Source organism: Cognatishimia sp. SS12 (assembly GCF_028369055.1).
Classification (GTDB): domain Bacteria; phylum Pseudomonadota; class Alphaproteobacteria; order Rhodobacterales; family Rhodobacteraceae; genus Cognatishimia.
Genome location: NZ_JAQNCZ010000003.1, coordinates 153,905 through 179,522, shown reverse-complemented (window position 1 = coordinate 179,522; position 25,618 = coordinate 153,905). Strand labels below are relative to the sequence as shown.

The 25,618-nt window shown below is 59.2% G+C and carries 25 protein-coding genes; 16 read left to right on the top strand and 9 right to left on the bottom strand.

The genetic code is table 11. From position 1 onward, the window contains the following. Window positions 1-1,374 (bottom strand): L-serine ammonia-lyase, encoded by a 1,374-nt coding sequence (locus N6L24_RS07945; protein WP_271844141.1) that lies wholly within the window; start codon window positions 1,372-1,374, stop codon window positions 1-3. Between the two features lie 194 nt (window positions 1,375-1,568). Here N6L24_RS07945 and rpiA point away from each other — a divergent pair, with 194 nt between their 5' ends. The 4 genes from rpiA to hflC all read left to right on the top strand — a co-directional run bounded on the left by rpiA (window position 1,569) and on the right by hflC (window position 5,794). After that, on the top strand, window positions 1,569-2,357 hold the full coding sequence (rpiA, locus tag N6L24_RS07940; protein WP_271844140.1) for a ribose-5-phosphate isomerase RpiA: 789 nt from the start codon (window positions 1,569-1,571) through the stop codon (window positions 2,355-2,357). Window positions 2,358-2,365: 8 nt separating this feature from the next. Next, window positions 2,366-3,724: a glutathione-disulfide reductase gene (gor, locus tag N6L24_RS07935; RefSeq protein ID WP_271844139.1), complete on the top strand. Its 1,359-nt coding sequence runs from the start codon at window positions 2,366-2,368 to the stop codon at window positions 3,722-3,724. Window positions 3,725-3,788: 64 nt separating this feature from the next. Beyond that, window positions 3,789-4,919 carry an FtsH protease activity modulator HflK gene (gene hflK, locus N6L24_RS07930; RefSeq protein WP_271844138.1) on the top strand — a complete coding sequence of 377 codons (1,131 nt, stop codon included), beginning with the start codon at window positions 3,789-3,791 and terminating at the stop codon, window positions 4,917-4,919. Next, a complete protein-coding gene (gene hflC / locus N6L24_RS07925; protein ID WP_271844137.1) occupies window positions 4,919-5,794 on the top strand; it encodes a protease modulator HflC in 876 nt (291 codons plus the stop codon). Before hflK ends, hflC begins: the two co-directional genes overlap by 1 nt. 89 nt (window positions 5,795-5,883) lie before the next feature. Here the strand turns inward: hflC and N6L24_RS07920 are convergent, their stop codons facing one another. After that, a complete protein-coding gene (locus N6L24_RS07920; protein ID WP_271844136.1) occupies window positions 5,884-6,207 on the bottom strand; it encodes a hypothetical protein in 324 nt (107 codons plus the stop codon). Window positions 6,208-6,610: 403 nt separating this feature from the next. Here N6L24_RS07920 and N6L24_RS07915 point away from each other — a divergent pair, with 403 nt between their 5' ends. After that, the gene (locus tag N6L24_RS07915) at window positions 6,611-8,020 is read left to right on the top strand and encodes a Do family serine endopeptidase (RefSeq protein ID WP_271844409.1); all 1,410 of its coding nucleotides are present in this window, start codon (window positions 6,611-6,613) and stop codon (window positions 8,018-8,020) included. A gap of 81 nt (window positions 8,021-8,101) precedes the next feature. On the opposite strand, the gene N6L24_RS07910 is transcribed toward N6L24_RS07915, so the two are convergent. Further along, on the bottom strand, window positions 8,102-8,638 hold the full coding sequence (locus N6L24_RS07910) for a peptidoglycan-binding domain-containing protein (protein ID WP_271844135.1): 537 nt from the start codon (window positions 8,636-8,638) through the stop codon (window positions 8,102-8,104). Between the two features lie 234 nt (window positions 8,639-8,872). On the opposite strand from N6L24_RS07910, the gene N6L24_RS07905 reads away from it, so the two are divergent. Continuing rightward, window positions 8,873-9,196, top strand: coding sequence for a 2Fe-2S iron-sulfur cluster-binding protein (locus N6L24_RS07905; RefSeq protein WP_271844134.1), 324 nt, complete (start codon window positions 8,873-8,875; stop codon window positions 9,194-9,196). Then, a complete protein-coding gene (locus N6L24_RS07900; RefSeq protein ID WP_271844133.1) occupies window positions 9,196-9,900 on the top strand; it encodes an FG-GAP repeat domain-containing protein in 705 nt (234 codons plus the stop codon). The genes N6L24_RS07905 and N6L24_RS07900 overlap by 1 nt, the downstream gene beginning before the upstream one ends. Window positions 9,901-9,988: 88 nt before the next feature. On the opposite strand, the gene purD is transcribed toward N6L24_RS07900, so the two are convergent. Continuing rightward, complete coding sequence (gene purD / locus N6L24_RS07895; protein ID WP_271844132.1) at window positions 9,989-11,251, bottom strand: phosphoribosylamine--glycine ligase; 1,263 nt, start codon at window positions 11,249-11,251, stop codon at window positions 9,989-9,991. Between the two features lie 72 nt (window positions 11,252-11,323). Between purD and xseA the strand changes: the two genes are divergently transcribed. Next, window positions 11,324-12,835 carry an exodeoxyribonuclease VII large subunit gene (gene xseA, locus N6L24_RS07890; protein WP_271844131.1) on the top strand — a complete coding sequence of 504 codons (1,512 nt, stop codon included), beginning with the start codon at window positions 11,324-11,326 and terminating at the stop codon, window positions 12,833-12,835. A gap of 6 nt (window positions 12,836-12,841) precedes the next feature. Here the strand turns inward: xseA and N6L24_RS07885 are convergent, their stop codons facing one another. Then, window positions 12,842-13,174, bottom strand: coding sequence for a hypothetical protein (locus N6L24_RS07885; RefSeq protein WP_271844130.1), 333 nt, complete (start codon window positions 13,172-13,174; stop codon window positions 12,842-12,844). 133 nt (window positions 13,175-13,307) lie between these two features. Then, window positions 13,308-14,339, bottom strand: coding sequence for an alkane 1-monooxygenase (locus tag N6L24_RS07880; RefSeq protein WP_271844129.1), 1,032 nt, complete (start codon window positions 14,337-14,339; stop codon window positions 13,308-13,310). Between the two features lie 129 nt (window positions 14,340-14,468). Here N6L24_RS07880 and N6L24_RS07875 point away from each other — a divergent pair, with 129 nt between their 5' ends. The 8 genes from N6L24_RS07875 to N6L24_RS07840 all read left to right on the top strand — a co-directional run bounded on the left by N6L24_RS07875 (window position 14,469) and on the right by N6L24_RS07840 (window position 23,175). After that, window positions 14,469-16,154, top strand: a complete 1,686-nt coding sequence (locus N6L24_RS07875) for an NAD(P)H-dependent oxidoreductase subunit E (protein ID WP_271844128.1) — start codon at window positions 14,469-14,471, stop codon at window positions 16,152-16,154. Between the two features lie 87 nt (window positions 16,155-16,241). Then, window positions 16,242-16,745 (top strand): hypothetical protein, encoded by a 504-nt coding sequence (locus N6L24_RS07870; RefSeq protein WP_271844127.1) that lies wholly within the window; start codon window positions 16,242-16,244, stop codon window positions 16,743-16,745. A gap of 42 nt (window positions 16,746-16,787) precedes the next feature. Next, on the top strand, window positions 16,788-17,969 hold the full coding sequence (gene ftsY / locus N6L24_RS07865) for a signal recognition particle-docking protein FtsY (protein ID WP_271844126.1): 1,182 nt from the start codon (window positions 16,788-16,790) through the stop codon (window positions 17,967-17,969). Window positions 17,970-18,047: 78 nt separating this feature from the next. Further along, the gene (locus tag N6L24_RS07860) at window positions 18,048-18,656 is read left to right on the top strand and encodes an inner membrane-spanning protein YciB (protein WP_271844125.1); all 609 of its coding nucleotides are present in this window, start codon (window positions 18,048-18,050) and stop codon (window positions 18,654-18,656) included. A 185-nt stretch (window positions 18,657-18,841) separates the two neighbouring features. After that, window positions 18,842-20,029 carry an O-succinylhomoserine sulfhydrylase gene (gene metZ / locus N6L24_RS07855; protein WP_271844124.1) on the top strand — a complete coding sequence of 396 codons (1,188 nt, stop codon included), beginning with the start codon at window positions 18,842-18,844 and terminating at the stop codon, window positions 20,027-20,029. A gap of 143 nt (window positions 20,030-20,172) precedes the next feature. Then, the gene (gene folE2, locus N6L24_RS07850) at window positions 20,173-21,273 is read left to right on the top strand and encodes a GTP cyclohydrolase FolE2 (RefSeq protein WP_271844123.1); all 1,101 of its coding nucleotides are present in this window, start codon (window positions 20,173-20,175) and stop codon (window positions 21,271-21,273) included. Between the two features lie 13 nt (window positions 21,274-21,286). Continuing rightward, entirely contained in the window at window positions 21,287-21,676 is a 390-nt protein-coding gene (locus N6L24_RS07845) for a lysozyme inhibitor LprI family protein (RefSeq protein ID WP_271844122.1), read from the top strand. A 47-nt stretch (window positions 21,677-21,723) separates the two neighbouring features. Then, window positions 21,724-23,175, top strand: coding sequence for a TrkH family potassium uptake protein (locus tag N6L24_RS07840; RefSeq protein WP_271844121.1), 1,452 nt, complete (start codon window positions 21,724-21,726; stop codon window positions 23,173-23,175). Between the two features lies 1 nt (window position 23,176). Here N6L24_RS07840 and N6L24_RS07835 read toward each other — a convergent pair whose 3' ends face one another. Genes N6L24_RS07835 through N6L24_RS07825 form a run of 3 tightly spaced genes read right to left on the bottom strand, consistent with a single transcriptional unit; the run spans window position 23,177 to window position 25,601 of the window. Continuing rightward, window positions 23,177-24,199: a threonine aldolase family protein gene (locus N6L24_RS07835; RefSeq protein ID WP_271844120.1), complete on the bottom strand. Its 1,023-nt coding sequence runs from the start codon at window positions 24,197-24,199 to the stop codon at window positions 23,177-23,179. After that, a complete protein-coding gene (locus N6L24_RS07830) occupies window positions 24,199-24,672 on the bottom strand; it encodes a YcgN family cysteine cluster protein (RefSeq protein WP_271844119.1) in 474 nt (157 codons plus the stop codon). Before N6L24_RS07830 ends, N6L24_RS07835 begins: the two co-directional genes overlap by 1 nt. After that, a complete protein-coding gene (locus N6L24_RS07825; RefSeq protein ID WP_271844118.1) occupies window positions 24,669-25,601 on the bottom strand; it encodes a bifunctional riboflavin kinase/FAD synthetase in 933 nt (310 codons plus the stop codon). Before N6L24_RS07825 ends, N6L24_RS07830 begins: the two co-directional genes overlap by 4 nt. Window positions 25,602-25,618: the final 17 nt, after the last annotated feature.

Here is a 25,618-nt window from a genome sequence, read left to right as displayed (position 1 = left end):
CTAGCAATTGGGCACATTGACGGCGAGGCCGCCCAGCGAGGTCTCTTTATATTTCTCATGCATATCTGCGCCGGTCTGGCGCATGGTTTCGATCACGCTGTCCAAAGGGACGAAATGTGCGCCATCGCCGCGCAGGGCCAGCGAGGCGGCCGAGACGGCTTTGATCGCGCCCAGCCCGTTGCGCTCAATGCACGGCACCTGCACCAGCCCTTTGACCGGATCGCATGTCATGCCCAGGTGATGTTCCAGCGCAATTTCGGCGGCGTTCTCCACCTGCTCCGGTGTGCCGCCCATGACGGCGCAAAGACCCGCAGCGGCCATTGCCGCGGCAGAGCCGACCTCTGCCTGACAGCCCGCTTCGGCACCAGAGATCGAGGCGTTGAACTTGACCAGCCCGCCGATGGCCGCAGCGGTCAGCAAGAATTCGTCAATCCGCGAGGCCGTTGCCCCCGGCACGTGATCCAGCCAGTAGCGGATCACTGCGGGCAGAACCCCTGCCGCGCCATTGGTGGGGGCGGTGACAACTTGTCCGCCAGCGGCATTCTCTTCGTTGACGGCCATGGCATAGGCGCTCATCCAGTCGTTGATAGTGTGAGGCGGCGCAAGGTTGAGGCCCCGCTCGGCCTGCAGGCTGTCATGGATCTTCTTGGCGCGGCGGCGCACATTCAGACCGCCGGGCAGGGTGCCCTCGCTGCTGAGTCCGCGATCAATACAGTCGTTCATCACCTGCCAGATGCGCGCGCAGCCTTTGGCCAGATTCTCCGCTCCGCCGCGCGACTTTTCGTTGGCGGCCTTCATCTCGGCGATGGTCTTGCCAGAGGTGGCGGCCATGTCCAGCATTTCCTTGGCGGTCTTAAACGGGAAAGGGACAGGCGCGCCTTCATCTGTTGTCTTGCCTGCGGCCAGTTCCTTTTCGGTGACAACAAAGCCGCCGCCAACAGAATAATATGTTTCCTGCAGGATCACATCGCCCTGTTGGTCGGTCGCCATGAGAATCATGCCATTGGCGTGGCCGGGGAGTGCGTAATCATAGTCAAAGCGCAGATCGGTTTTGGGTTGAAACTGCAATTTGGGCAATCCGTCCGGGGTGACAGTGCTGGTGGCATTGATCTGCGCCAGCGCTGCCTCTGCAGCGTCGGCGTCATAGGTTTCCGGCGAAAATCCGGCGAGACCCAGAATGGTCGCGCGGTCCGTCGCATGGCCAACGCCGGTAAAGGCGAGCGAGCCGTGCAGGCTGGCGCGCAGCCCGGCAAATTCAAATGGGCTGGCGCGCATATGATCCAGAAAACGCGCTGCGGCCACCATTGGCCCCATCGTATGGGACGAAGAGGGGCCAATCCCGACTTTGAACATTTCAAATACCGACAGAAACATGTGATGGCTCCCTGAGATAGGCGGCTCTGATGTAGTTTCCTATAGGAAACATAGTGCATTTGCGCAAGCGCTTCACCCCAGGCCACACCCAGCGGCGCGAATTCCTTTGATCTCTGGAAAAACGGGCCAAATCCCCTCGCCCCGACGGGATAATGTGCCTATAACCAACCCAACTTGAAATTACGGAGAACTTCATGAGCTCAGATCTCTCGCCAATTGATAAGGCCAAATTCGTCGCTGCGAAGAAAGCGGTGGAATTCGTCGAAGACGGGATGCGGGTCGGTCTGGGGACGGGATCAACAGCGGCCTGGATGGTGCGCTGTTTGGGCGAGATGGTGCGCGAAGAGGGGCTGAAGATCAAAGGTGTGCCGACCTCAACCCGCACGGCGCAACTGGCCAAGGAGGTCGGGATTGATGTTGTCAGTCTGGATGCGGCCAAGTGGCTGGACCTGACCATTGATGGCGCGGATGAGTTTGATGCAGAGCTGAACCTGATCAAAGGGGGCGGCGGCGCGCTGCTGCAGGAAAAGATCGTGGCCACCGCAAGTGACCAGATGATCGTGATCTCGGATGTCAGCAAAGAAGTCGAAACTTTGGGGGCCTTTCCGCTGCCTGTCGAAGTTATCCCCTTTGGCTGGCAGACGACGCAGGCGCTGATCGAAGAAACGCTTGTGTCGATGGATGTGATGGGGCGCTCGGCCTCATTGCGCATGAACGGCGGCAGCCCCTATGTCACCGATGAAGGCAACCACATTTTGGACCTGCATCTGAAGCGCATCGGCGATCCGCGCCAGATGGCCATGATTCTCAACCAGATGCCGGGTGTCGTTGAAAACGGCTTGTTCATAGATATCTGTGACAGAGTTGTGATCGGCTATGGGGATGGCAGAGTGGCCGTGCGAGACATAAATGCAGGGACAATCGAAGAGAATATGATCGATTTCGTCGAAACCGAAAATCTCTTCTCTGACCTGAACGACTGAGGATTATGATGAGCTTTGATTTCGACCTATTTGTGATTGGCGGCGGCTCTGGCGGTGTGCGTGCCGCGCGTGTTGCCGCGCAGGAAGGCGCAAAAGTGGCGCTGGCCGAAGAGGACCGCTATGGCGGCACTTGCGTGATCCGGGGCTGTGTGCCCAAGAAATTGATGGTTTTTGCCAGCGAATTTTCCGGCATGGTGTCGGATGCGCAGGCTTATGGCTGGAATATCCAGCCCGGCTCCTTCAGCTGGAACACCTTCCGCGGCGAGCTTTATGCCGAACTTGACCGCCTTGAGGGGATCTATCGCACACTTCTGAAGAACAGCGGCGTTGAAACCATGGATCAGCGCGCCACCGTCAAAGATGCACACACGGTGCGTCTGGCGGATGGCACTGAGATCACGGCAAAGCATATTCTGGTTGCTGTGGGCGGCCGCCCGACCAAGCCCGCGATCGAGGGCGCAGAGCTGGCGATCACTTCGAATGATATTTTCCACCTTGAGACGCTGCCAGAATCCATCCTGATTGTCGGCGGCGGTTATATTGCCAGCGAATTTGCGGGCATCCTGAATGGCATGGGCGTGAAAACGACGCAGTTCTATCGCGGCGAGCAGATCCTGCGCGGCTTTGACAACGAAGCACGCACCCATGTTGCCAACGAAATGATCGAACGCGGCGTGGATCTGCGTTTGAATACCAATGCTGTGAAGCTGGAAAAGGCCGGAGATCAGATCAAGGTCACGGACACCCATGGCGATATCCGGTTGTTTGACAAGGTGATGTTTGCCACCGGCCGCGTGCCCAATACCGACGGGTTGGGGCTGGAAGAGATCGGTGTGAAACTGGGCCGTGGCTCTGAAATCATCGTGGATGATTACAGCCAGACAGATGTGCCTTCGATCTACGCCGTGGGCGACGTGACCGACCGGGCCAACCTGACCCCCGTGGCAATTCGCGAAGGCATGGCCTTTGTCGAGACGGTCTTTAAGGGCAATCCGACCAAACCAGATCACGAGTTGATTCCGACCGCGATCTTTACGCAGCCCGAAATGGGCACCGTGGGTCTGTCCGAAGAAGAGGCCGCGGCGCAAGAGCCGGTCGAGGTCTATGCAACTTCGTTCAAGCCTATGCAGCAAAGCTTTGCGGGGCGCAGCGAAAAAGTGATGATGAAATTGATTGTCAGCCAGGCCACTCGAAAGGTATTGGGCTGTCATATCGTGGCCCCGGCAGCAGGGGAAATGATCCAGCTGGCGGGTATCGCCATTAAGATGGGCGCAACCAAAGAAGATTTCGATCGCACGGTTGCGGTCCACCCCACAATGTCCGAAGAACTGGTGACAATGAAGGCTCCTAGCCGCACAGTGGGTTGATTTTTAGCGCATACTCCACAGGTTAGTGGGGTACGCATGTGGTTTTGAAAGGGGATAAACCTTTATGTCAGGCAATAGTGGCGGCCCGTGGGGCGGCGGCGGCAATCAGGGCGGCGGCGGTGATCGCGGCAATAACGGCGGCGGAAAGCGTCCGCAGGATGATGGCCCTCAGATCCCCGATATCGATGAGCTGATGAAAAAAGGCCAAGACCAATTGCGTGTGCTCATGGGCGGGCGCGATGGTGGCGGACGGTCTGGTGGTGGGCGCCCCGGTGGTGGGCAAGGCCCGCAACTTGGCAAAGGCACCTTGCTGATTGGCGTTCTGGGTGCGGCTGTGCTCTGGGCGATGGCGAGCTTTTATACCGTTAAACCCGAAGAACAATCGGTCGAACTGTTTTTGGGGGAATATTCTGCCACGGGCGATCCGGGCCTGAACTTCGCGCCTTGGCCCGTTGTGACCGCTGAGGTCATCCCGGTGACGCGCGAACAGATCGAAGATATCGGTGTGGGCGCGCGCGGCTCTGATGCCGGCCTGATGCTGACGGGTGATGAGAATATCGTTGATATCGATTTCCAGGTTGTCTGGAACATCACAGATCCGGCCAAATTCTTGTTCAACCTGCGCGATGCGCCGCAAACCATTCGGGCGGTGTCTGAATCCGCGATGCGTGAAATCATCGCGCAATCGGACCTCGCGCCGATCCTCAACCGCGACCGTGCTGCCATTGCGGATCGTCTCAAAGAGCTGATCCAGCTGACACTTGATAGCTATAACTCTGGCGTCAATATCGTGCGTGTGAACTTTGACAAAGCGGACCCGCCAACTCAGGTGATTGATGCATTCCGTGACGTTCAAGCGGCGGAACAAGAGCGTGACCGGACCCAGAAAGAAGCGGACGCATATGCCAACGCAGTTCTGGCGGGGGCACGCGGTGAAGCGGCGCAGGTTCTGGAAGAGGCCGAAGGTTATCGCGCCCTGGTTGTGAACCAGGCCGAAGGTGAAGCCTCGCGCTTTAAGGCGATCTTGGAAGAATACCAGAAGGCACCTGACGTGACACGCAAGCGTCTCTATCTGGAAACCATGGAAGAGGTTCTGGGCCGGATCGATAAGGTGATCCTGGATGATCAGGCGTCTGGCCAGGGCGTCGTGCCATACCTGCCGCTGAATGAACTCAAGAAGGGGAGCAACAACTGATGAACCGCTCTATGTATCTTGTCGGACTGGTGGTGGTGGCCATTGGTATTATTAGTTCGTCGCTGTTCATCGTGGACGAGCGCGAAAAGGCTCTGGTTTTGCAATTCGGCCGCGTCGTCGACGTCAAAGAAGACCCGGGCCTGGCGTTCAAGATCCCGCTTATCCAAGAAGTTGTGCGCTATGATGACCGGATCCTGTCGCGCGATGTCGATCCGCTTGAAGTGACACCGCTGGATGACCGCCGTTTGGTTGTCGATGCCTTCGCGCGCTATCGCATCGCCGATGTGAACCAGTTCCGCCAAGCGGTGGGTACTGGCGGCGAGGCGACAGCCGCGCGGCGACTGGATTCGATCCTGCGGGCGGAAACCCGTGAGGTGCTGGGTTCTGTCAGCTCCAACGATATCCTCAGTTCTGACCGGGCTGCCCTGATGCTGCGCATTCGCAATGCCGCAATTCAGGAAGCGCGCGGTCTGGGCCTTGAGGTGATCGACGTGCGTCTGAAGCGCACCGATCTGCCACGTGAAAACCTGGATGCAACCTTTGGCCGGATGCGCGCTGAGCGTGAACGCGAAGCCACAGATGAACGCGCCCGCGGCCAAGAGGCGGCGCAGCGTATTCGCGCGCAGGCGGATCGGACCGTGGTGGAACTTGTGTCAGACGCGAAGCGCCAGTCCGAAATCATCCGCGGTGAAGCGGATGCGACACGCAGCGCGATCTTTGCCGAAGCCTATGGCGGGGACCAAGAATTCTTCCGTTTCTACCGCTCTCTTGAAGCCTATCGTGGGGCCCTGTTGGAAAACAACTCCACTATGGTGATGTCCCCGGACAGCGAATTCTTTGACTATCTGAAGTCTGATACCGCTACACAGCGCTGAGAATTCAATAGCTCACATTGCAAACCAAAAGGGCTGACCTGCGTCAGCCCTTTTTTGTGATCTCTCCTATGCGGCGCGACGCGCGCACATCAATTGCTCTTGAGGTCGACCTGTGGGGTGCGCAGAACGTCAAAATCGACACGGACAACATTGGCGGCAACCTCTTCTGACGGGCCAAGCGCCTGTAAGGCGTGTGACAAATGCTGCGCGACGTCCGGGCGGTTCTTTGAATTTGCCTGCTCAATCAGCAACGGCAGCATACGGCGCAGACTTTCGTTTTCACTTTTGCTGGAGTCGTAAAGCTCATCCACCGCGGCGCGGGTCAGAACAAAATGCGCTTGCAACAGGGGAAAATCACAATATTGCGACAGTCCGATCATTTCATCGAGTTTCGATTTGAACCACTTATGCATAATAAACTCCCCAAGCCTCAAATTTCGTAAAATTCAGTCGTGCGCCGCTCCGTAAATCTGGTCTAACTGAATTGTGCCGAACTATTTCACCAAAGCAATGCAAAGTTTGTTAAGGCGTACTAAATTTTTTGAACTACAATTAGATAACTAGTGAACTGTTGCATTGATGTCGACTGCGGTGCAGGGTTTTTAGGCAGAAATCTGCGCTTTTACGCCTCACGCAGTTATCACAAGGCATTGAATGACTTACCACCATGTTGAGCCGCGCAAATTGTGCCCTATGTTAAAGACTGGACATTGCGCGTCGGGGGCGCGATGGGCAGGAAAAACCAACAAAGGAGTTAAGGGAGTGAGACCTTACACCGTTTCCGCTTTGCATCCGAATACCGGAATTTTGCGGGCCATGTGGCTGTCGGCATTGGCCATTGTCATGTTGCTTGTGCAGGCGCTTACCGCGCAGGCCCGCCCCGACAGTTTTGCTGAACTCGCCGAAAGCGTCAGCCCGGCTGTCGTGAACATCACCACATCTACCGTGGTTGCAGGCCGCACGGGGCCGCAGGGCATCGTGCCTGAGGGCAGCCCGTTTGAAGATTTCTTTCGTGAGTTCCAGGACCGTCAGGGCGATGGAGATCGTCCGCGCCGCAGTTCGGCGCTTGGGTCCGGCTTTGTGATCTCCGAAGATGGCTATGTCGTCACCAACAACCATGTGATTGATGGTGCAGACGAAATCCTGGTGGAATTTTTCACCGGTGCAGAACTCGTCGCGACCGTGGTCGGCAAAGACCCGAACACTGATATCGCACTCTTGAAAGTCGAAAGCGAAGCGCCGCTGCCTTTTGTCAGCTTTGGTGACAGTGATCTGGCACGCGTGGGCGATTGGGTGATGGCGGTTGGCAACCCGTTGGGCCAGGGCTTCTCGGTTTCAGCCGGTATCGTGTCGGCACGCAACCGTGCGCTGTCGGGGACCTATGATGACTACATCCAGACCGACGCCGCGATCAACCGCGGCAACTCGGGTGGCCCGCTGTTTAACATGGACGGCGAAGTTGTCGGCGTGAATACCGCAATCCTATCGCCCAATGGCGGCTCGATCGGGATCGGCTTTTCCATGGCGTCAAACGTGGTCACACGTGTCGTGGATCAACTGCAGGAGTTTGGTGAAACCCGCCGGGGTTGGCTCGGTGTGCGCATCCAAAACGTGACCGAAGACATGATTGACGCGGTCGAAGGGCTTGAGAAAGCCGCAGGCGCAATGATCACCGATGTGCCCGAAGGCCCCGCGCTGGACGCCGGGCTGAAAGCTGGCGATGTGATCCTCAGCTTTGATGGCAAAGACGTCGAAGACGTGCGCGGCCTGGTGCGCGAAGTCGGCAATACTGCCGTGGGCAAAGCGGTGCGTGTTGTTGTGTTGCGCGACGGGAAGACTCAGACTTTGAAGGTGACGCTGGGTCGCCGCGAAGAGGCAGAGGCTGCCGTGCCGGCCGCTGCGCCAGCTTCGCCGGATGAGCCAAGCGAGCTGCAGGTTTTGGGGCTGACCCTGACCCCGGTGACACAAGAGCTGCGCGATCAGCTGGGGCTGGATGCCGACAGCACCGGCCTCGTCGTCAGCAACGTCGACGAAACCTCAAAAGCCTTTGAAAAAGGGCTGCGCTCCGGGGATCTGATTGTCGAGGCAAGCCAGCAAAAGCTTTTCGCGCTCAGTGATCTGGAGGCCCGTATCGAAGAGGCTGAGGACGCCGGTCGCAAGTCGATCCTGCTTTTGGTGCGTCGTGGCGGGGAGCCCCGCTTCGTAGCGCTGGGGCTGGCTGAATAGCAGCCAAGACAGCTTGGCAAAGAAAAGGGCACCCTCGGGTGCCCTTATGCGTTTGGCCGGTGCGATGCCTGCTCGGTGAGCTCATCCCTGGCGCGCGACGGCCACCAACCCCAACTGGCGCGCTGCCTCCAGCGTGAGAATGCCGGTGTCCAGCCCCTGTGGCGCTTGATAGCGCCGGATCGCGGCGCGGGTGCGCGCGTCCATCCGGCCGGTGACAGAGCCGCGATAATAGCCCCGCGCTTTCAGCGCCCGTTGCAGCGATGCAATAAATTCTTCGTCAAAGACCGGCGGGCAGGGGGTTTCAAACCAGGTGTCGCGCCGTTCGCGCACGATCCGTTGCAGCGTTTCGGTCTTGTAGATTGCCGGGCTCAGCACGGTGCCGTCAGCCAGCACTTCGGCGGGTTGCACGATGATCTGTTCTGTTACCGTTTCAATCACCGCAGGGGACACGGACTTCCCCCAACAGGACCCAGGGGGGGCACCCGGCGGTGCCTGCAGGCTCAATTGACGAATATCCGGCTCGCGCAGCGCCGCGATGTCGGGCGCGCCAACGCTGGGCAGATCGCAACCTGCCAGAACCAGCGCGGTCAGCGGCAACAGGAATTTGTGACAAAACATGCTCGGCCTTCGTCAACGGGCGTTCGCTATTATCTCTAACGGGTTTTCCATGCGCCCAAAAGCCTCTCGCACTTTTGGCTGCGGAATTCTGCGCCGGGGTGCCTAATCTGCGGCATCGGCGGTAAAATCCCCGTCAACCTGCGCCAGCAGACATAAAAACCCATCAAAAAGGGGTGGCAAGGTGGCCTCGCGGGGACTAGGTAATCTGCGAAACTTCTAGGAAAGAAAGACGCGATGGCAAAAATCACCTATGTCGAATTTGGCGGCACCGAGCATACCGTAGATGTGGCATCCGGCCTTACCGTGATGGAAGGCGCGCGCGACAATAATATTCCGGGCATTGAGGCAGACTGCGGCGGCGCCTGCGCCTGCTCAACCTGCCACGTCTATGTGGATGCGGCCTGGGCGGAAAAACTTCCGGCCAAAGATGACATGGAAGAAGATATGCTGGATTTCGCGTTTGAGCCTGACCCCAGCCGCTCGCGCCTGACCTGCCAGATCAAGGTCACAGATGATCTGGATGGCCTGAAGGTCTACATGCCCGAAAAGCAGATCTGATGCGCTTGCGCGTCGCTTGTTTGGTTGCTTTCGCTCTGGGGGCCGCGCCTGCTGCGGCTGCCGAGATTGCCTCGGCCCGCTTCACCGATCCCACCACGCGCTACGCGCATGGCGTTCTGGGCGATGCCATCGAATGGGGCGCGCTTGAAATGCGCCTGACCACGGGCAAGCGCCTGCGTGTCGTTCTGCCGCAATCGCGGGTGTTTGAAGATTTGGAGCCGCGGCTCCTTGATGTGGATGGGGATGGCGCTGCCGAAGTGGTGGTGGTCGAAAGCAGCCAGACGCAGGGCGCGCGCCTGTCGATCTATGATGAAGGCGGTCTCGTGGCCGCAACCCCTTTCATCGGGCAACGCAATCGCTGGCTGGCCCCGGTGGGCGCGGCGGATCTGGATGGCGACGGGGCGGTCGAACTGGCCTATGTGGACCGTCCGCATCTGGCCAAGACCCTGCGCATTTGGCGTTTTCAGCAGGGCGCGCTGCAGGAGGTCGGCCAGGCCACAGGGGTGACGAACCACCGCATCGGCGAAGATTTCATTTCCGGCGGCATCCGGCACTGCGCGGGCCGCGCGCCTGAAATGATCACCGCCAATGCAAATTGGACGGAAATTATCGCAACGCGCTTTGACGGCAACGCAACAGACAGCCGCGCCATCGCGCCCTTTGCCGGACCAGAAAGCTTTGCGGCAGCGCTCGCCTGTCGCTGACCCGCTTCATCTTTTTCAAAATACTCTGGGGTGAGGCCACAAGGCCCCGCCTTGCGGCCGAGGGGCAACGCCCCTCTCGCCGCGTCTGTTAGAGCGCGCGCCAGCCGATGTCGCGACGATAAAAACCGCCGGGCCAGTCGATGGCCTCCACCATCTCATAGGCGCGGTCGCGCGCCTCTTGCAGGGTTGCGCCGCGCGCGGTCACGTTGAGAACCCGCCCGCCGCTGGCAAGGATCTTATCCCCATCAGCTTTGGTGCCCGCATGGAACACAAAGTTCTTGCTGTCGCTGTTCAGCGCGGCCAGCCCTTTGATCTCGCTGCCCTTCTCATAAGACCCAGGATAGCCATTGGCCGCCATCACCACAGTGATGGCATGATCGTCCGCCCAATTCACCTTGGCCTCCTTCAGCCGGCCCTCGGCAGCGGCCTGCATCAGGTCCAGTGCCTGCGCACCGAGGCGCAGCATCAACACCTGGCATTCCGGGTCGCCAAAACGCACGTTGTATTCCACCAGACGCGGCTGCCCATCCTTGATCATCAGCCCGGCATAAAGCACGCCCTGAAACGGCACGCCGCGTTTGGCCATTTCCGCCATGGTCGGCTTGACGATTTCATTCATCGCCTTGGCTTCGATCTCTGCTGACAGCACCGGCGCGGGCGAATAGGCCCCCATGCCGCCGGTGTTCAGCCCAGTGTCGCCTTCGCCCACGCGCTTGTGGTCCTGCGCGGTGCCGACAGACAGCACATCCTCGCCATCCACCAGCACAAACAACGAGGCCTCTTCGCCTTCCATGAATTCTTCGATCACAACTTCGGCTCCGGCCCCGCCAAAAGCCCCGCCGAACATGTCGTCAATCGCCTCCAGTGCCTCGGCTTCTGTCATGGCGACAATGACGCCTTTGCCTGCGGCCAGACCATCCGCCTTGACCACAATCGGCGCGCCATTGGCGCGGATGTGCGCTTTTGCAGCCTCGGCATCGGTGAAATGGCCATAGCCTGCGGTGGGCGCATTGGCGGCAGCGCAGATTTCTTTGGTGAAGGACTTTGACGCTTCCAGCTTTGCGGCCCCTTCGGAGGGGCCAAAAACCAGAATGCCTGCATCGCGCAGCCTGTCGGCCACGCCTTTGGCCAGTGGCGCTTCGGGGCCGATGATGACAAAATCAATTGCGTTCTCTTCGACAAAAGTCACAACGGCCGTGCCGTTTTCGATATCCAGGTCGGCGCAGTCTGCGATCTGGGCAATGCCGGCATTGCCGGGCGCGACGATCAGGCGATCACATTTGGGGTTTTGCATCACCGCCCAGGTCAGCGCATGCTCGCGCCCGCCGCTGCCGAGAATAAGAATGTTCATGATCGCCCTTCCGCTTGGCCTTCTGTTGTGGGCGTTCTAAGCTGCGCGCACGCAGCAATCAAGCGAGGCCGAATGTCAGATCTGCTAGACGACCCAAGAGAGGGCGAAAATGCCCCGGAATTTTCCGTCACCGAGCTGTCTGGAGCCATCAAGAAGGTCATTGAGGGGAATTTCGGCCATGTGCGAATCCGCGCCGAGATTGGCCGCGTGTCTTTCCCGCGCTCCGGCCACGTCTATCTGGACCTCAAGGATGAAAAATCCGTCATCTCTGGTGTGATGTGGAAGGGCGTTGCTTCCAAACTGGCGATGCGCCCCGAAGAGGGGATGGAAGTGGTCGCCATCGGGCGCATCACCACCTTTGGCGGGCAGTCCAAATACCAGATTGTCATCGAAAGCATGAAGCCCGCCGGCGTGGGCGCGTTGATGGCGATGCTGGAAAAACGCAAAGCGCAACTGGCCGCTGAGGGGCTGTTTGACCCGGCGCGCAAGAGATCGATCCCGTTTCTGCCAGAGGTGATTGGCGTTGTCACCTCGCCCTCGGGCGCGGTGATCCGCGATATTCTGCACCGTTTGCGCGATCGATTCCCGCGAAAGGTGCTGATTTGGCCGGTGGCTGTACAGGGTGAAAAATGCGCCCTCGAAGTCGTGCGCGGCATCGCAGGTTTTAACGCGCTGACCCCCGGCGGGGCCTTGCCGCGGCCGGATCTGATCATTGTGGCGCGTGGCGGCGGCAGTCTTGAGGACCTTTGGGGTTTTAACGAAGAAAGCGTGGTGCGCGCGGCTGCCGCATCAGAAATTCCGCTGATTTCGGCGGTCGGGCATGAAACAGATACCACGCTGATTGATTTTGCTGCCGACAAGCGCGCGCCGACGCCGACGGCAGCGGCAGAGCTTGCGGTGCCCGTGCGGCTCGAGCTGCTGAGCTGGGTGGATGATCAGAGCGCGCGGCTGACGCGCGCCCTGACCCATGGGGTCAGCCAGCGCGGTCAGCGGCTGAAGGATCTGGCGCGGGCCTTACCGCGCCCGGAAACATTGCTTGAGGGGCCGACGCAGCGCCTCGACCGCGCGGCAGAGCGGCTGCCAAATGCCCTGCGCCGCAACGTGGATCAACGCCGCCTTGCGCTAAGCGAAACCACCGCAAGCCTGCGGCCTGCCAACCTGCGCCGCGCGGTGGAGGCAAAACGCGAGGCACTTGGAAGGCGTGCCGATCGGCTGTCCTTGCGGCCCATCAGCCGCGAGATCGCCCAGAAACACAAAAATCTTGAGGCGCTGAACGCCCGGTTCGCCGTGGCAGCCAAGGCTCAATTGCGCCAGTGGCAGGATCAGCTGAGTACGCTGGAACGTCTGCGCACGACTCTGGGGTATGAGGCGACGCTTGAACGGGGCTATGCTGTCGTCTGGGACGGGACCAGCGTCGTGACCCGTGCCGCGGCGGCCCAGAAAGCGGCGCAGCTTGAGGTGCAATTTGCAGATGGGCGCGTTGCGATTTCTGGCGCGGAAAACGGCGCATCCCCCGCACCCAAAACCAAGGCGAAACCTGCCTCCAAAGCGCCCGACAAACCCGAACAGGGCAGTTTGTTCTAGCTTTGCCTAGGCCCCGATCTTGGGCCCGAGGCATTCAAGCTTGCTGGTGGTCTGCTCGACTTCATAGAGCAGCGGGCTGCCGCCTTCGCCGGTGAACCGCGCGCTGAGTCCGGTGCTGCCCACGAAAAACTGCCAGCACTGCGGGGTTGGATTGTCTTCATAGACAAAGCAGATGTCCGCATTGTCAGCATACCAGGTGCCCTCTTTGCATTCCCCGTCAATAAAGGACCACAGCACCCGGCGATTGGGCAGATATTGCTCAGCTCCATAGGGGCCACCATTGGTGGCATAGGTCATGGTTTTTCCCTGTGTATAGGCGTCAAATTCCGCAGCGCTCATCGGGGTTTCAGCCCGCGCGGTGGCGCATGTGAACCATAGGGTGATCGTTATCAGACTGGCGCGCAACATGCCCTATGTTGGCAAAGATTGCTGTTGCAATCCAGTCCTTCGGCCAATCCCTGCTTGGGCGCGGTCAGCTGACCGCCGTCACCTCAGCCACGCGCTTGTCCATCATGTAACGCCAGAGCGGCGGGCAAAGCGCCACGATTCCCATCGCCGGCAGAGATTTGGGCAGAATGGGCACGTTCTGATGATCAATCCGCAACTCGGTAAACGGGCGCGTTGGGGTCATGTGGTGATCGGAATGGCGCGGCACATTCAGCATCATGGCGGATGAAAATGTATGCGGCGAATTCCAGGAGTGTTTCGGCCCGACCGGCTCAAGCCGTCCGTTTTGCAGGCGTCGCCGTTCCAGCCCATAGTGCTGGATATAATCGCTCGCCAGATGCTGTAGCGTGGCATAGAGCGACACGGCAATCAGAGATGCGATGCCCATCCAGCCGGCAATCAGGAACGAAATCAACAGCGTTAGCCCCGAGCCAAGCCCATAGGCCCAATAGGGGTGCGTATACCATGGCAGTGGTTTCTGGGCGCGGGTCCGAAACTCATTCTCCGCCTTCAGCCCCTGGATAAAGGAGCCAATCCAGGCGCGGGGCCAAAAGCGATAGACGCTTTCGCCCAGACGGGCGCTATTGGGGTCTTTCCAGCTGGCGGCATAAACGTGGTGCACCTTGGTGTGGGCAGAGGCATGGTGGCCAAACAGCAAGGTGGTGTAGACCGCCACGCCCAGACGACGCATCCAGCGGTTGCCTTTGTGGATCAACTCATGCGCGTTGGCATTTGAGATTTGCCCGAAGAACTGCCCAAAGAGGACAAAGCAGACACCGCGTTCCCACCAGTTGAGGCCGGTCTTTCCCGAGAGGGCTAGCACCGCCACCAACACCAGCAGCAAATGCGCAAAGCCCAAAAACACGATCAGACCTTCGCCTGCCGGAAATTCATTGTCGGTATTTTTGCGTGCGGCGGCACCATGGATCAGCCGGTCCATGGTGAAAACGACGATGGTCATATAGGCCAGCCCGATCACGCTGATCACCCCGCCGAAAAAACCGGACAGGAGCAGCAAGAGCACCGGAACCATGGTTGCCAGATTAAACCAAAGCATTCTATCGCCTCCTTGCCTGCCGTCGCCGCGGTTCCAAGGCTCCTAATACGACCAACTCTGTCGTTTTTGGTGTCATGCCGCAGCGTTTCAGTGAATATACTGCCTGACAGACCGAGTGTAGGGGGAAAAATGACGCGCAGCGATCTCAAAGGTGTTTGGAAGTCCGGCAAGGGCAAGGGGCGGCACACAACTAAGGGGCGTCAGTTGGATGAGGTGGCGCATGCTGAGGTGCAGGCGCTGCTTGGGGCGCGGCCACGCCGGCGCGATCTGTTGATCGAATTCCTGCATCTCATTCAGGATGAATACGGCCACCTTGCCGCACGCCATATCCGCGCGCTGGCCGAAGAGCTGCGGCTGAGCCAAGCCGAAGTGTATGAGGTCGCCAGCTTCTATGCGCATTTTGATGTTGTCCGCGAAGAGGACACGCTCCCCCCGGCGCTGACCATCCGCGTTTGTGACAGCCTGTCCTGCGAATTGGCCGGGGCACAGCAATTGAAGGCGGCGCTGGAAAGCGGCTTGAACCCGCAAGAGGTCCGCGTTTTACGTGCGCCTTGCATGGGCCGTTGCGATACCGCGCCGGTTTTGGAAATCGGCCACAATCATATCGACCACGCCACGATAACAAAGACCAAGGCCGCTATCGCGGCGCAGGATTTTCACGCGCATGTGCCAGAGTATCAAGGCTATGAGGCTTATGTGGCCACGGGCGGCTATGCACGGCTGAAAACGTTGCGCGCGGGCGGTGACTGGGAAGCGGTGCAGCAAGATATGCTGGATGCCGGGCTGCGCGGTTTGGGCGGCGCGGGCTTTCCGTCTGGCAAGAAATGGGGCTTTGTGCGCGCCAATCCGGGCCCGCGGTATCTGGCGGTGAACGGCGATGAGGGCGAACCTGGCACGTTTAAGGACCGCTATTATCTGGAGCGCACGCCGCATCTCTTCTTGGAGGGCATGCTGATCGCCGCCTGGGCGGTCGAGGCCGAGAAAATCTTTATCTACATGCGCGATGAATATCCGGCGGTGCTGGAGATCCTACGCCGGGAAATTGCCGCGCTGGAAAAATCCGGTCTGGTCGCGCCGGGGGTCATTGATCTGCGACGCGGGGCCGGGGCCTATATCTGCGGCGAAGAAAGCGCGATGATCGAATCGATCGAAGGCAAACGCGGGGAGCCGCGCCATCGCCCACCCTTTGTGGCGCAGGTCGGGATTTTTGGCCGCCCGACGCTCGTGCATAACGTCGAAACCCTGCATTGGGTGGCGCGCATTTGCCGTGAAGGCCCGGGCTGCCTGAACGGGACAATCAAAAATGGCCGCAGCGGGCTGCGCAGCTATTCGGTTTCTGGGCGCGTAAAAGAGCCAGGGGTGCATCTGCTTCCTGCCGGCTCCACCATCACTGATATCATTGCGGCGGCAGGGGGCATGCTGGAGGGGCACGCCTTTAAGGCCTATCAGCCGGGCGGGCCATCCTCCGGCCTGTTGCCCGCGCATCTGGATGATGTGCCGCTGGATTTTGACACGCTGCAACCCCATGGCAGCTTTATCGGCTCTGCGGCGGTGGTGATCCTGTCCGATCAGGACAGCGCCAAGGCGGCGGCGCTGAATATGCTGCGCTTCTTTGAGGATGAAAGCTGCGGGCAATGCACACCCTGCCGGGTGGGTTGTGAAAAGGCCGTCAAGCTGATGATGCAGGACCGCTGGGACACTGGGCTGCTCGAAGAATTGTCAGCGGCGATGGTCGATGCCTCGATCTGCGGGCTGGGGCAGGCTGCGCCCAATCCAATTCGTCTGACCATGAAACATTTCCCGGATGAGATCTAACAGCGCGCCGCCCCGCAACCGACGCTTGCCGCGCCCGCGCTTCGCGTTAGGGTAACGCAAGAACGGAGCTATCGAGCAGGGGGCAGAATGACGGTCATGCAGGAAATCGCGCTGCGGCAGTCGCTGATGTATGGCGGGCTGGTGGCTGGGCTTCTTCTGACGCTGCTGTTTGCCGCGCTGCTCAGTTATCGCAATCCAAGCTGGTATAAGACGCTTTTTGCGGCGTTGCCCTATGCGGCCTATCTCGTTGCGGGCGCGGCGAACTTTGGCGTGGCTACCGTCTTGGGCGGGCTCGCGCTGGTGCTGTTGGGCGAAGGGGCGGCGGCCCGTGGCCGGATGCGCGGGGCGCTGATTGCCTATGGGCTAGCCGGGCCATTGTTCCTGGCCCGGTTTCTGGAGTTGGGCGCGGTGCCCCTGCCAGCGATTGTGTTTGGCGCAATATTGGCGATGACGGCGGTGTTGCTGCACGTCCTTGCCCAGCGGCGCGAAACCGGCGTCTGGCTGCAAATCAGCGCAGCACTCTGTCAAGGTGTGGGGCAGGCTGTGCTGCTTTCAACGATGGGCTTTGCCAACCCGCTCTTTTCAATCTGATCAAAGCACATTAGGTGACAAAGAAGCGACCGCGGAGGCAAAATGGCGTTTTTTTCCAAGCTCAAAGATCGTTTGTTCAAATCGTCGTCCCGACTGGAGGAGGGGCTGGACGCCATTGTTGAAGATGGCGGCGAGGATGTGGTGGAAGACACCGTCCCTGCGCAGGCCCCCGAACCCGCCCAAGCTCCAGAACCCACGCAGGCCCCAGAGCCTGCGCAAGCACCTGAACCGACACCAGCGCCACAGCCTATTGCGCCGAAGCCTGCCCCAGCACCCGCTGCGGCACCAGAGCCAGAGCCAGTACCCGCGCCAGAAGCGGCACCCGCGCCTGCCAAGCCAGGACTGCTGGACCGTCTGACTGGGCGCGTGGCACCCAAGACCGTGACCAAACGGGTGCTGGACGATGACATGCTTGAGCAGCTCGAAGAGTTGCTGATCGCATCTGATATGGGCGTGGACACCGCCCTGCGCGTGACGGCAAATATTGCCGAAGGCCGCTTTGGCAAACGGGTCTCGACCGATGAGATCAAGGCAATTTTGGCCGAAGAAATCACCCGTATCATGGAGAATGTGGCCAAGCCGCTGCCGATTTATCCCAAAACCCCGCAGGTGGTGCTTGTGGTGGGGGTCAACGGGTCGGGCAAGACCACAACCATTGGCAAGCTCGCCAGCCAGTTCAAGGCGGCCGGAAAATCGGTTGTGATTGCCGCAGGTGATACCTTCCGTGCGGCGGCAGTTGAGCAGCTGCAGGTCTGGGGCGACCGTGCGGGCGTGCCGGTCTTGACCGCGCCCGAAGGTTCTGACCCCGCCAGCCTTGCCTTTGACGCGATGACCAAAGCGCAAGACATGGGCGCGGATCTCTTGATGATCGACACGGCGGGCCGATTGCAGAACCGCGCGGACCTGATGGAAGAATTGGCGAAGATCGTGCGTGTGATCCGCAAAAAGGATGGCACAGCGCCGCATAACACTCTGTTGGTGCTGGACGCGACAACCGGGCAAAACGCACTCAGCCAGGTCGAAACATTCCAAAAGCTGGCGGATGTCACCGGGCTGGTGATGACCAAGCTGGATGGCACTGCCAAAGGCGGGGTGCTGGTGGCGCTGGCGGACAAGTTTGGTCTGCCGATTCACGCGATTGGCGTGGGGGAAAAGATCGAGGATTTGGATGCCTTTGATCCCGAAGACTTTGCCAATGCGCTAACAGGGATATCAGGGCGCTGATCGCCATTGCTTGACTACTGCGCGTTGACATCAGCGGCATAGCCCCCACATCTTGACCATACCAAAAAGGAGCCAAGAATGGCTGGTAAACCAATCAATCCGATGGTGAAGACCGCTTTAGAGCTGGGCCCGATTGTCCTTTTCTTTATCGGCTATTTGCGCCTGCGCGATCAAAGCTTTGATATCGGCGGCACCAGTTATGATGGGTTCATTTTGGTAACGGCGGCATTCATCCCACTGATTGCCTTGTCGACCTTTGTCCTCTGGCGTCTAACCGGGCATATTTCACGCATGCAGATCGCCACGCTTGTTCTGGTGACGCTGTTTGGCGGCCTTTCGGTCTGGTTCAATGATGACCGCTTTTTCAAGATGAAGCCGACGATGATCTATCTGCTGTTCGGCGGTGCGCTGGGTCTTGGTTTGCTGCGCGGGCAAAGTTACCTGAAATATGTGATGGAAGAGATGCTGCCCCTGAAAGATGAAGGGTGGATGCTGCTGACCAAGCGACTGACGGCGTTTTTCTTGGGGCTTGCGGTGCTGAATGAAATCATCTGGCGCACACAAACGACCGACACTTGGGTTTATTTCAAAACCTTTGGTCTGTCGGCGGCGGTCTTTGTCTTTTTCATGACGCAGGCCGGGGTGTTTTCTCGCTACGCGCTGGACAGCGACAGCTCCGATAGCTGAGCGCTTTGACTTGACCGGCGCATCGCTGCGCAGTACACCGCGTTTTGTGGCGATTTGTTACCGGATTGCGGGCCACGGCGTACGATTCGTACCCAAATACCGCTAAAAGGTCAGGACGAAAGGAGACCCCTTACGCTTGGCCGTATGGGGTTTTTTTATGCGCTGCGCGCGCGAAGGAGATGAAGATGAGCGACTGGAACACCCGCACAAAGCTCGTGCATGGCGGCATTCGCCGTAGCCAGTACAACGAAGTCAGCGAAGCGATTTTTCTGACGCAGGGCTTTGTGTACAACAATGCCGAACAAGCCGAAGCGCGGTTCATCGAAACCGGGCCGGATGAATTTATCTACGCGCGCTATGGCAACCCCACCGTGTCGATGTTTGAGCAGCGTATCGCGATGCTGGAAGGGGCGGAGGATGCCTTTGCCACCGCTTCGGGCATGGCGGCAGTGAATGGTGCGCTGACCTCGCTGGTAAAGGCCGGTGATCACGTGGTGTCGGCCAAGGCGCTTTTCGGTTCCTGTCTGCATATTCTGGAAAACATCCTGTCGCAGTTCGGCGTCGAAGTGACCTTTGTGGATGGCACAAATCTGGACGAATGGCGCGCGGCTGTGCGCCCGGACACCAAAGTGTGCTTCTTTGAATCCATGTCCAACCCAACGCTTGAGGTGATCGACATCGCCGGCGTATCGGAAATTGCACATTCCGTGGGCGCGACCGTGGTCGTGGACAATGTGTTTTCTACCCCGGCCTTTTCCGAAGCCATCGCGCAGGGTGCGGATGTGGTGGTCTATTCGGCCACCAAACATATCGACGGGCAGGGACGCGCGCTTGGCGGTGTGGTCCTTGGCAAAAAGGATTACATTCGCGGTCCGCTGGAAACCTATATGAAGCATACCGGCGGCTCGATGAGCCCCTTTAATGCCTGGGTGATGCTGAAGGGGATGGAAACGCTGGATCTGCGCGTGCGGGCCCAGGCGGACAGCGCCTTGAAAATTGCCGAGGCCGTCGAAGGACACCCAGCATTGCGCCGCGCGATCTATCCCGGGCTGAAGGGGCATGCGCAGAATGATCTGGTGCAGCGTCAGTTGGGCGGCAAGGGCGGCACCGTGCTGTCGCTTGAGGTGAAAGGCGGCAAGGAGGCGGCATTTAAGTTCCTCAATGCCATGACGATTGCGGTGATCTCCAACAACTTGGGGGATGCGAAATCCATCGCGACCCATCCGGCGACCACAACGCACCAACGGCTGAGTGACGCACAGAAGGATGATCTGGGCATTGCGCCGGGTCTCATTCGTTTTTCGGTTGGTCTTGAAGACACGGATGACCTGATTGCAGACATCACAGCCGCGCTAGAGGCCTCACAGGCCTGATTGCGACACCAAAGGCCCGGCGCAACGCGCTGGGTCTTTTTATGTGGCGCGAGTCGTATTCAGGGTTCAATTTGCAAGAAATTAGCGTTTTGCTGGCGGAGCCATTAGGTTAGAAGGCGATACGCCGTGCTGTGGAAACGCCCATGAACATTCAAACATCGAAATCTGATACTCCGCTGACCCGCGAAGAGGCCGAGGCTGCCCTCAGCACATTGCGCAAATGGGCGCGCGGAGCGAGCGCCACAGAGATTGCCGAGCTTGACCCGTCCATCGCGCGGCTTTTGCCCGGTCAGGCCGTGTCCAACTATCCGCCACTCGCGCGCAGTTACCCGGATGATTTCGAAGTTGATGAGGCCTATAAGGCCACGCTTCCAGATCTGCAAAACGGACCTACCAGCCTGATCAAAGGGGCCAAAAAGCAGATCCAGCATGTCGGGATTTCAAATTTCCGCTTGCCGATCAGCTATTTGACCCGCGATGGTGGTGCGCTGTCCTTGGAAACTTCGGTGACGGGCACGGTCAGCCTGGAAGAGGACAAAAAAGGCATCAACATGAGCCGCATCATGCGGTCCTTTTACAAACATGCCGAAAAAACCTTTAGCTTTGAGGTGCTTGAGCACGCGCTCGCGGATTACAAAGCCGATTTGGGCAGCTTTGATGCGCGCATTCAAATGCGCTTTCGCTATCCGATGAAAATCGCCTCGCTGCGCTCTGGGCTTGAGGGGTATCAGTATTATGACATCGCGATGGAAAAGGTTGAGATCGGTGGCAAGCCTCTCAAGATCATGCATCTGGACTATGTCTATTCCTCAACCTGCCCCTGTTCGCTGGAGCTGTCTGAACACGCGCGGCAAGCGCGCGGCCAACTCGCCACGCCCCATTCGCAGCGCTCGGTTGCGCGGATATCGGTTGTGACGCAATCCTTGCAGCGCCTGTGGTTTGAAGACCTCATCGATATGGCCCGCCGCGCCGTGCCCACCGAGACGCAGGTCATGGTCAAACGCGAGGACGAGCAGGCCTTTGCAGAGCTCAACGCCGCCAATCCCATTTTTGTCGAAGATGCGGCGCGGCTCTTTTGCCGCGAATTGCAGAACGATGACCGCATCGGCGATTTTCGTGTGATCGCCAGCCACCAGGAAAGCCTGCATAGCCATGACGCGGTGTCGATCCTGACCGAGGGCGAAACATTTGTATCGGGGTCGATTGATCCCAAACTGTTCACCACTTTGTTCCACGTTGGATAAATAGGATTTTCTAATGGTGCGTTTGACGATTGCTTTGATGTTCGCGGGCGGCGCTGTCGCTGCGCAAGACGTTGATTGTGACAATGCCATTGCCCAGGTTGAAATGAATTACTGCGCGCATTTGGCCTATCAGGCCGCTGATGAAGACCTCAACCATGCCTATAAGCTGGCCATCCAGCAGGCGCGGGCGCAGGATCAGTATTTGGCCGAAGGCGAGATCCCAGCCGAAGAGATGCTGCGCGACGCGCAGCGCGCTTGGATACCGTTTCGCGACAAAGCCTGCGCGTTGGAAAGCACGATGGCCCGCGGTGGCACGATGGCCCCTTTGCTGTTCTCTTCGTGTCTTGAGCGTGAAACCCGCAATCGCACCGAAAGCCTGCGATATTTTGGCGAAGTCAATTGACAACAGTGGCTTGACAGTTTGCTGCTCTGTGACCAACGCTGCACGCGATGATTGATCTTAGACCCGTCGGATATGTGATCGGCCTTTTGGTGGCGATCTTGGGACTGACCATGATCGTTCCAATGCTGGTCGATCTGATTGAGGGCAACGGGCATTGGCCGGTGTTTCTGGAAAGCGCCTTGCTGACGATACTGGCCGGGGGGCTGGTGGCGCTGTCCTGTCAGAGCGGCGGCAATCGGCCGGGTTTGACGTTGCAGGAAACTTTTTTGCTCACGACCAGCGTCTGGGTCGCCCTGCCGCTTTTTGGGGCGCTGCCGTTCATGTTGGGCGCGACAGAAGCGCGGTTTATCGACGCGATCTTTGAGGCCATGTCAGGTCTGACCACAACCGGCTCCACCGTGGTGTCCGGGCTCGATGCCCTACCCAAGGGGCTGTTGTTGTGGCGCGGCATTCTGCAATGGCTTGGCGGGATTGGCATCATTGTGGTCGCCATGGTGTTCCTGCCCGAGCTGCGGGTTGGCGGTATGCAAATCTTCCGCTCCGAAGGTTTTGACACCATGGGCAAGATCCTCCCGCGGGCGACGGCAATTTCGGGGCAGATCTCGGTGATCTATGTCAGCCTGACCTTCATTTGTTTCTTGGCCTATTTGATGATCGGCATGGTGCCTTTTGATGCCGTTGTGCATGCCTTCACCACGGTCGCGACCGGTGGTATGGCCAATTACGATGCTTCTTTTGGGGCCTTCGGACCCGGGGCGGAATATGTCGGCGCGCTTTTCATGGCGCTCGCGGCCTTGCCCTTTGTGCGCTATGTTCAGCTCGTGAACGGCAGCGCGCAGCCTTTGTTCAAAGACCGCCAGATCCTGACGTTTTTCGCAACTCTTGCTGTGGTGATCCTGGTGGTGTCCTTTACCCTGACGATCGGGCAGGGCCGCGATTTTGCGCCCTCCTTCCGGCAGGCGCTGTTCAATGTCACGTCGATTGTCACCGGGACCGGCTATGCCAGCACCGATTACGGTCTCTGGGGCGGCTTTCTGGTGGCGCTGTTTTTCTTTCTTGGTCTGATCGGCGGCTGCGCGGGCTCAACCGCGTGCTCGATCAAGATTTTTCGCTATCAGCTGCTGTTTTCTGCCATCAAAGTGCAGCTGCAAAAGATCCAGTCCCCCAGCGGCATTTTCAATCCGCGCTACAACGGGCGCATCGTGACCGAAGATGTGCTCAATTCGGTCATGGTGTTCTTTGTGTTCTTCATCGTGACGCTGGGCGTGCTGTCGGTGCTTTTGGGCATGACGGGGCTGGATTTCGTGACCTCGCTGTCAGGTGCCGCGACCGCCATTGCCAACGTTGGACCGGGGTTGGGCGAGATCATCGGCCCGTCAGGCAATTTTGCGCCGCTCAACGACACTGCAAAATGGCTGCTGATTGTCGGTATGCTGATCGGGCGGCTTGAGCTCTTGGCGGTCTACGCCATGCTGACCCCGCATTTCTGGCGCGCCTGAGTTAGGCTAACAGATCCAAAAATTGCGCGATTTCACTTTCGGGCTGCGCCCAGTCACAGACCAGTCGCACCAGCGGGAGGTTTGCGTCATCTTTGATCACGCTGACCACGGCACCGCCAGATATCGCCCGCTCAAGCAGCGGGCGCGGCACCCGTGCAAAGATCATGTTGGCCTCGACGGGATAGGCTAGGGTGATCCCGTTGATGCGCGCCAATTGATTGGCAAGATACCTAGCCTTGGCATTTGCCTGTTGGGCCAGCTCCAGCCAAAGCCCCTCGGCCAGATAGGCCTGCATCTGCGCGGCCAAATAGCGGTGCTTGGACAGCAAATGCCCCCCGCGTTTGCGCCGTGCTTCGAATTCGGCTGCGCGGTTTGGGTCAAACAGCACCACCGCTTCGACACCGAGGCAGCCGTTTTTTGTGGCCCCAAAGCTGACCGCATCCACGCCAACGCGCCATGTCATATCGGCGGGGCTGACCCCCAGCGCGGCGCAGGCATGGCCAAAGCGGGCGCCATCCATATGGGTCGGCAGGCCGGCGGTCCGGGCGACATCGGTCAGGGCACGTATTTCATCAAGGCGATAGATCTGCCCAAACTCCGTCACCTGCGACAGCGATAGCGCCCCGGGTTTGACCCCCTGAAATCCGCGCGCCTGACATCGGGCGATCTCCTGTTGCAGCTGGGAGGGATCGATCTTGTCGCCGTCCCCAACAAGCGTCAGCTTTGCGCCAGAATAAAATTCCGGTGCGCCGCATTCATCTTCTTGGATATGAGCCTGCGGGGCACAGAACACAGTGTCAAAAGGCCGGGCCAGACAGGCGAGCGCGAGCGCGTTGGCTGCGGTCCCCGTCGGCACCAAATAAACGGCGGCTTCTGGGGCCTCAAAGAGGGCGCGCAGCTCAGCCGTCACTTGCTGGGTGAGCGCGTCGCGCCCGTAGCCCAGGGCATACCCCACGTTGGCCTGCGTCAGCGCTGTCATCACCTTGGGATGGGCAATTCCGGCGTTGTCGGAGGCAAAGAACATCAGCTGGGTTCCTCGATGATGTAATCTTCCCACTCATCCAGCGGGACTTCGAATTCTGAGACGGTTTTATCCTGTACGGACACGCCGGCATCATGAACGCTTTGGGCAGAGCCAGAGATCAGCGGGTGCCAGTCATACAGCGGTTTTCCCTCCCAGAGCAGCCGATAGGCACAGGTCTGCGGCATCCAATAGGCGTGGGTGTCCAGGTTGTCCGGTGTCAGTACGATGCATTCGGGGATGAATTGGTGGCGAATGTCATACTGGGCGCAGCGGCAGATGCTGTCATCCAAGAGCCGGCAGGCCACACGGGTCAGGGCCACTTCGCCGGTGTCTTCATCTTCCAGCTTGTTCAGGCAGCATTTGCCGCAGCCGTCACAGAGCGCTTCCCATTCCTGCTGGGTCAGTTTGCTGAGCGGTTTCTTCTCCCAAAACCGTTTGCCCAAGCCACTGCGGTCAATTGGATCATCGCTCATAGCGCGGCCAGAATTTTGCGGCAGGTCTCGCAGTCGTCCTGCATCTGCGCGATCAGCGCGTCCAAACCGTCAAATTTCAATTCTGGACGTAAATACTCGACCAGCCCCACGGATAGGTTGGTGCCATAAAGATCGCCGGAAAAGTCGAACAAAAAAGTTTCGATATTGGCGCTGTTGTCGCCGAACATCGGGCGCACGCCGATAGAGCTTGCGCCGTGATAGGTGCCTTTGTGCGGGCCTTCCAGCACATCCACAAGGACGGCATAGACGCCAAACTTTGGCGGGTGCAGCCCGGCAATCGACATATTGGCCGTTGGATAGCCGAGTTCACGCCCGCGCTGCTCGCCGCCAATCACCGGGCCTTCGATCCGGTGCCAATGGCCCAGCATCGCGGCCGCATCGCGCGGGCGGCCTTCGCTCAGCGCGTTGCGGATGTTCGTGGAGGATACCTGCCCATCACCGCCAGAAATCAGGGGGGCGATTGTGACGCCGAACCCAAGTTCCTGGCCAAATTCAACCAGATCATCGGCAGTGCCCACGCGCCCTTTGCCAAAGCAGAAATCGGCCCCAACGACGACATGCGCCAAGCCGAGGCCTTTGACGATCACCTGTTCCGCAAACTGGCGCGGGCTCAGCCCGGCCAGGGCCTTGTTAAATGTCAGCTCGTAAAGCCGTTTGATGCCCAGCTTTTCCAGCCGATGCGCCCGCGCCGCGGCGCTGGTCAGACGAAAGGGTGGGGCATCTGGGGCAAAATACTCACGCGGATGCGGTTCAAATGTCATCACGCCAAGCGGCGCGTCCGGTGCGGCCTGGCGCGCCAATTCGATCACCGACTGATGGCCGATGTGCACACCATCAAAGTTGCCGATGGCAACGCTGGCACCACGATCTTCGGGGCTGACATATTGATAATCTCTGACGATCCGCATGGCGCAGGGTTAGCGCC

What these genes read in the sequence shown, in the direction of transcription:
- N6L24_RS07835 (WP_271844120.1), bottom strand. Translation starts at nt 24,199, where the DNA reads ATGTTCTTTGCCTCCGACAACGCCGGAATTGCCCATCCCAAGGTGATG.
- N6L24_RS07880 (WP_271844129.1), bottom strand. Translation starts at nt 14,339, where the DNA reads ATGCTTTGGTTTAATCTGGCAACCATGGTTCCGGTGCTCTTGCTGCTC.
- rpiA (WP_271844140.1), top strand. Translation starts at nt 1,569, where the DNA reads ATGAGCTCAGATCTCTCGCCAATTGATAAGGCCAAATTCGTCGCTGCG.
- metZ (WP_271844124.1), top strand. Translation starts at nt 18,842, where the DNA reads ATGAGCGACTGGAACACCCGCACAAAGCTCGTGCATGGCGGCATTCGC.
- N6L24_RS07830 (WP_271844119.1), bottom strand. Translation starts at nt 24,672, where the DNA reads ATGAGCGATGATCCAATTGACCGCAGTGGCTTGGGCAAACGGTTTTGG.
- N6L24_RS07845 (WP_271844122.1), top strand. Translation starts at nt 21,287, where the DNA reads ATGGTGCGTTTGACGATTGCTTTGATGTTCGCGGGCGGCGCTGTCGCT.
- N6L24_RS07905 (WP_271844134.1), top strand. Translation starts at nt 8,873, where the DNA reads ATGGCAAAAATCACCTATGTCGAATTTGGCGGCACCGAGCATACCGTA.
- purD (WP_271844132.1), bottom strand. Translation starts at nt 11,251, where the DNA reads ATGAACATTCTTATTCTCGGCAGCGGCGGGCGCGAGCATGCGCTGACC.
- N6L24_RS07945 (WP_271844141.1), bottom strand. Translation starts at nt 1,374, where the DNA reads ATGTTTCTGTCGGTATTTGAAATGTTCAAAGTCGGGATTGGCCCCTCT.
- hflC (WP_271844137.1), top strand. Translation starts at nt 4,919, where the DNA reads ATGAACCGCTCTATGTATCTTGTCGGACTGGTGGTGGTGGCCATTGGT.
- xseA (WP_271844131.1), top strand. Translation starts at nt 11,324, where the DNA reads ATGTCAGATCTGCTAGACGACCCAAGAGAGGGCGAAAATGCCCCGGAA.
- N6L24_RS07870 (WP_271844127.1), top strand. Translation starts at nt 16,242, where the DNA reads ATGACGGTCATGCAGGAAATCGCGCTGCGGCAGTCGCTGATGTATGGC.
- N6L24_RS07920 (WP_271844136.1), bottom strand. Translation starts at nt 6,207, where the DNA reads ATGCATAAGTGGTTCAAATCGAAACTCGATGAAATGATCGGACTGTCG.
- N6L24_RS07875 (WP_271844128.1), top strand. Translation starts at nt 14,469, where the DNA reads ATGACGCGCAGCGATCTCAAAGGTGTTTGGAAGTCCGGCAAGGGCAAG.
- N6L24_RS07840 (WP_271844121.1), top strand. Translation starts at nt 21,724, where the DNA reads ATGATTGATCTTAGACCCGTCGGATATGTGATCGGCCTTTTGGTGGCG.
- N6L24_RS07825 (WP_271844118.1), bottom strand. Translation starts at nt 25,601, where the DNA reads ATGCGGATCGTCAGAGATTATCAATATGTCAGCCCCGAAGATCGTGGT.
- N6L24_RS07860 (WP_271844125.1), top strand. Translation starts at nt 18,048, where the DNA reads ATGGCTGGTAAACCAATCAATCCGATGGTGAAGACCGCTTTAGAGCTG.
- hflK (WP_271844138.1), top strand. Translation starts at nt 3,789, where the DNA reads ATGTCAGGCAATAGTGGCGGCCCGTGGGGCGGCGGCGGCAATCAGGGC.
- N6L24_RS07910 (WP_271844135.1), bottom strand. Translation starts at nt 8,638, where the DNA reads ATGTTTTGTCACAAATTCCTGTTGCCGCTGACCGCGCTGGTTCTGGCA.
- ftsY (WP_271844126.1), top strand. Translation starts at nt 16,788, where the DNA reads ATGGCGTTTTTTTCCAAGCTCAAAGATCGTTTGTTCAAATCGTCGTCC.
- folE2 (WP_271844123.1), top strand. Translation starts at nt 20,173, where the DNA reads ATGAACATTCAAACATCGAAATCTGATACTCCGCTGACCCGCGAAGAG.
- N6L24_RS07900 (WP_271844133.1), top strand. Translation starts at nt 9,196, where the DNA reads ATGCGCTTGCGCGTCGCTTGTTTGGTTGCTTTCGCTCTGGGGGCCGCG.
- N6L24_RS07915 (WP_271844409.1), top strand. Translation starts at nt 6,611, where the DNA reads ATGTGGCTGTCGGCATTGGCCATTGTCATGTTGCTTGTGCAGGCGCTT.
- N6L24_RS07885 (WP_271844130.1), bottom strand. Translation starts at nt 13,174, where the DNA reads ATGAGCGCTGCGGAATTTGACGCCTATACACAGGGAAAAACCATGACC.
- gor (WP_271844139.1), top strand. Translation starts at nt 2,366, where the DNA reads ATGAGCTTTGATTTCGACCTATTTGTGATTGGCGGCGGCTCTGGCGGT.